This window comes from Winogradskyella sp. (assembly GCF_013213975.1).
In the GTDB taxonomy this organism is placed as follows: Bacteria; Bacteroidota; Bacteroidia; order Flavobacteriales; family Flavobacteriaceae; genus Winogradskyella.
This window is the reverse complement of the sequence record NZ_JABSST010000129.1, coordinates 1-4,587: the sequence shown is the minus strand read 5'-3', so window position 1 is coordinate 4,587 and position 4,587 is coordinate 1. Positions and strand designations below refer to the sequence as shown.

At 31.9% G+C, this 4,587-nt stretch carries 3 protein-coding genes; 1 reads left to right on the top strand and 2 read right to left on the bottom strand.

The window, feature by feature from the left end:
* The coding region (locus tag HRU49_RS14055) for a HAMP domain-containing sensor histidine kinase (RefSeq protein WP_296358263.1) at positions 1-1,260 on the bottom strand (1,260 nt) is incomplete at its 3' end.
* A gap of 308 nt (positions 1,261-1,568) precedes the next feature.
* Between HRU49_RS14055 and HRU49_RS14050 the strand changes: the two genes are divergently transcribed.
* Entirely contained in the window at positions 1,569-4,316 is a 2,748-nt protein-coding gene (locus HRU49_RS14050; RefSeq protein ID WP_296358261.1) for an MG2 domain-containing protein, read from the top strand.
* A gap of 10 nt (positions 4,317-4,326) precedes the next feature.
* Here the strand turns inward: HRU49_RS14050 and HRU49_RS14045 are convergent, their stop codons facing one another.
* Positions 4,327-4,560, bottom strand: a complete 234-nt coding sequence (locus HRU49_RS14045) for a cytochrome c (RefSeq protein ID WP_296358259.1) — start codon at positions 4,558-4,560, stop codon at positions 4,327-4,329.
* Between the last annotated feature and the right edge of the window lie 27 nt (positions 4,561-4,587).

The window sequence follows — 4,587 nt, the reverse complement described above, 5'->3', positions numbered from 1 at the left end:
TTTCTTATCTCCTGCGCGATAAAACTTCTCTAAGACTTGATGTTTATCTTTTTCTGAAATCCCAATCCCATTATCTTTAATAGATATAGTTAACGTTTTTTCACTCTGGATATTACAATCAATTATTAACTCTTCGTTGGAGTATTTAACTGCATTTTCTAGAATATTTAATAGCGCTGTAGTAATATAAAATTTATCTATTTCAATAGTGTTTACAGTGTTAGAAAACGATCGATTTAATTGAACATTTTTTGATTTTACCGAAAGCATAAAATCATCCAAAACGGTATTTAAATAGGCTTCTGTATTAACAGATTCCTTATTTAACTGAATTTCGTGATAGCCTAAACTATTATTTAAGACTTGATCGATTAGTTTTTGAAGTCTCTTGTTTTGGCGTTCAATAGTTTCAACGGTATTAGCGACTTGTTCTGGTTGCTTTTGAACAGCATCATTCTTTAGCATTTTTGTAGCTAAGGTTAAGGTCGCCAAAGGTGTCTTGAGTTCATGTGTAATGTTATTTACAAAGTCTGTCTTAATATCCGCGATTTTCTTTTGGGTAATTAAGCTTTTAATAGAATAATAGAGCAGACCAATAACCATTGCAAATATGAGTAATGATAGGAGTAGAAGTCCAAACATCTGTTTAAGTACTATGGCTTTCCAGCCATCAATATCCATCTCATCAATGGTTTGAAAAGTTAAATAAAAGCTCACTTCTTTTTCCTCACCGTTAATGGTTCTGGTTGAGGTATGGTCGGTTTCCCAGTTGGTACTGCTAATACCAATACTATTATCTTCTGAAATATCATCACCTAAAACAATGGCTTTAGGTGTTTTAATGATATTAAATAACGTGTCAGTTTTTATGGAGTCAGCTATGATAATGGTTTTAACTTTTTTGTGGAATTTAATACCGTAAGGAATATTATTGGCATCAAGACTTTTCTGATATTCTGATTTATAAGTGTCATTTATGGAATCTATGACAAACTCTAAATTGCTTACAACGTCTCTTTTTTGAGCCAGACCAAACTTGTAATCTACTACTTTTTTGATAAAGTGTTCTTGCCAGAATTCCGAAAGAGAATCTAGCTTTGGAGAGAAATCATCGATCCGCGAAATTGATTCTCTTGTTTCATTAATAAAGGCTTTTTTCTTGAGTTCGTAAGTATTATGAATGAGATATCCCTGAATAATAGAGAGAGCAATTAGACCAAGGATAGACGCAAGGATAAGACTATTAATTTTACGTTTCATAAGCTTTGGTAAGTTAAACATAAAACAGAGTTTACAATTCTTGTTGGTTATTTTTTTGATTGACGATGAAACAAATCTAGAACGAACAATTTAGAGTAAATACAAAATGGCTAGGGTTAACCTAGGATTAACTTAGACGCAGGTAAATATTTTTTTAATAGCTCTATTATTTTTTAGTTTTGACTTAATAGAAGATTAATGTAATGTTAATCTCTTAAAAAATCAGTATATTACCTCTTTGTGTATAAGGTTTTTAGTTTTACACGCAACCTTTAATCAATTCTCTCATTTATTTAATAAATATTGTTATGAGACAGATATTTACTTTAATTTATTTAGTGTTTTCTATTTTGTGTACACAATCTCAAGTATACAACGATATTCCTAAACCTATTTTGTCTAAGCATAGTGTGGCTGAAAAAATATACCTTCAAATTGACAATGCTTTATATCAAACAGGAGAGACGATTTGGTTTAAAGCAGTAGTAGTAAAATCTCATGATAATAGCCCATCAGATTTGAGCAAAATTTTGCATGTGGAACTTATTGACTCAAACGGGAATTTAATAGAGCATAAATTATTAAAGCTTATTGGTGGTCTTGCTGAGGGTTCCTTCAATTTAGAAAAAAGCTATGAGCAAGGTAAATATCAAATCAGGGCTTACACACATTGGAATAGAAATTTTGGTGATGATTTTATGTTTTACCAACCGATTGAGGTTTTTAATTTAAAAGAGGAGACTGAAAAGCAAAAAGCCATTATAAATATTGCTGTTGGACTTGGAGAATATACATCTATTGAAGCAGATATTAATCCAAAAGTGATTAATAATGATTTTAAAGGGAAATTAAACTTATTTATAGATACTGGTAAATCCTTAGATTCAGTGCTTTTAGAAAAAACTAAAGAGGGCATATACAGATTAGACTATAAATTACCAGAGGATGCCACAGTAGCCGAACTTAAATTTAAAGTTGCTCCTAAAAACAGATTTGAATTTAATAAGACAAAGGAAAATTTTTATTCAGAGACGGTAATTATTGATGAAGACCATTTAGATTTTCATTTCTTTCCTGAAGGAGGTAAGTTGGTTAATGGACTTTTAAGCACAGTCGGATTTAAGGCTTTAGACTATAACGGAAAAGGTCGTAAAGTAGAAGGCACTATTAAAAACAGTAAAGGAAATCCAATTACAGCTTTTAAGAGTAATGACTTAGGAATGGGAACTTTAAAACTTCGTCCAAAATTAGGGTTAACGTATTATGCCGAAATCAGAAATAACGATATTATCTATAAATATAATCTACCCATCCCTTATAATTCAGGTAGTGTTTTAACGGTGGCTAATATAAAAGATGAGTTGATGTTGTCAATAACGTCAAAAAATCAAAAGTCTAAATTTTTTATCCTAGAAGTTTCATCAAAAGGCACAAAACATCAGAGCTTTAGATTTAAGCAAAAACAAACCATAACAACTTCGATTCCCAAAAAATCATTACCAGATGGCATAATTAAAATAAGCGTTAGTAATGATAAAAATCAGACCGTGTGTGAGCGTCTGTTTTTTAATTACAGAGATGATAATCGTTTAAAACTAGGCTTAAACTCAGATAAAATTAATTACGTTCAGCGCGAAAAGGTAAAAATGGAAGTTGTTTTAGACAGTGCGCAACTTGGTAATAATACCAACCTTTCAATACTAGTAGTCGACAAAAAACGGAGCGAAAATTCAAAAGAACTTAAGTCAAATATAGTATCTCATTTATTGCTGAATTCAGAATTGAAGGGATTTATTGAACGACCAGATTCTTATTTCGAAGCTTCTAATCCGCGAGGGTATTCCGATTTAGATGCTTTAATGCTTACACAAGGATGGCGTAACTACAATTACACAACAGTATCTCCTCTGACCACATTTGAGCACCAGCCAGAAACTCATCTAAAGCTGTCAGGTACAATAGGAGAATACTTTAATCCTAGAAAACGTCCTAAAAACCCCTTAGACCTTAATCTCATAGTCCAAGATGAGATTCCACAAATCAATAGTATAGAAATTCCTGAAAGCGGTAAATATTATTTTGCACTTGATGATATTTATAAAGGAAGCACCGAGTTTTTTATGCAAGTTGTAGACAAAAAAGGAGAGCCAATTGATTTTAGTATCAACCTTGATAAAAAGTGGCAACCGAAAATAAAAAGCTTACAACAACAGTTGTTTTCATTACCAAGCGAGGTAAAGTCTAACTTTAAAGCAGAGATGGAAACGGTTAATGAGATTCAGAAAAAGTATGAAACGGCTTTTAATACCATAGCCTTAGATGAGGTTAATGTAAAAGGATATAAAATGACACCAGAAAGAGAGAAGTTTATTGATTTGCATGGAGAACCTGATGTAGTGATTGATGGAAAAAAGTTAAGTGAAAATGCACCAGATTGGTCCCATGGTGTTTTCAGTGTATTAAAAGCTCAATATGGTGATGTTATTCAGGTCTTGTATACAGAAACTAAACCTCCTTGGCTTTATGTATGGGATAGACGTGTTGATTGGACCTATGTTCTGATAGATAATATACCAGTAAATATTGAGGATTACAGTTTAATCCAAGATATACCTGCAGATGAAGTTGAAAGTATAGATATTAATAGAAATCCAAAAGACAAAAATAGATATTGTACTGACACTTTTCCTGGAATTCGCTATTGTCCGCAAAGTGCAATTTTAGTAAACATTTATACTAAATCTGGAAAGGGTCTTTTTGGTATATCTAAGGCAAAAGGCGTTTTAATAAATGAAATTCAAGGATTCTCTGAGTCTGTTGAATTCTATGCTCCAAATTACGAAACGCTTACAAATCAAGATTGGGTAATACCAGATAACCGAAGTGTAATTCATTGGGAACCGAATATTACCTTAAATAAGGAAGGCAAGTATTTCTTAGAATTTTACAATGATGATCATGTAGGTGAAGTTTCTGTTATTGTTGAAGCTATTTCTGAGGATGGAAAAATAGGTTACATCGAGAAAACATATACTATTAAAGAAGTAGAGCAATAATGTCAGTAGTTTATCTTAAAATATTTGAAATATCAGTTTCAGTAAGTTTAGGAAAATACATATAGGATGTCACGTAGCCCTTACTTTCAATTAAAGATTTAGCACTATGAAGGAAATTAGTATTCGTTAAGGTGTCGCAAATTTGGCCTATATTTCTTAAGGCAGGACCAGTCATATGTTTATCTAATTTATGACAGGACGCACAATTGGCATTAAAAATTTGCTTGCCCTGTGCTGAAGACACATCCTAAAAGGCATTGGTGCCACAAAA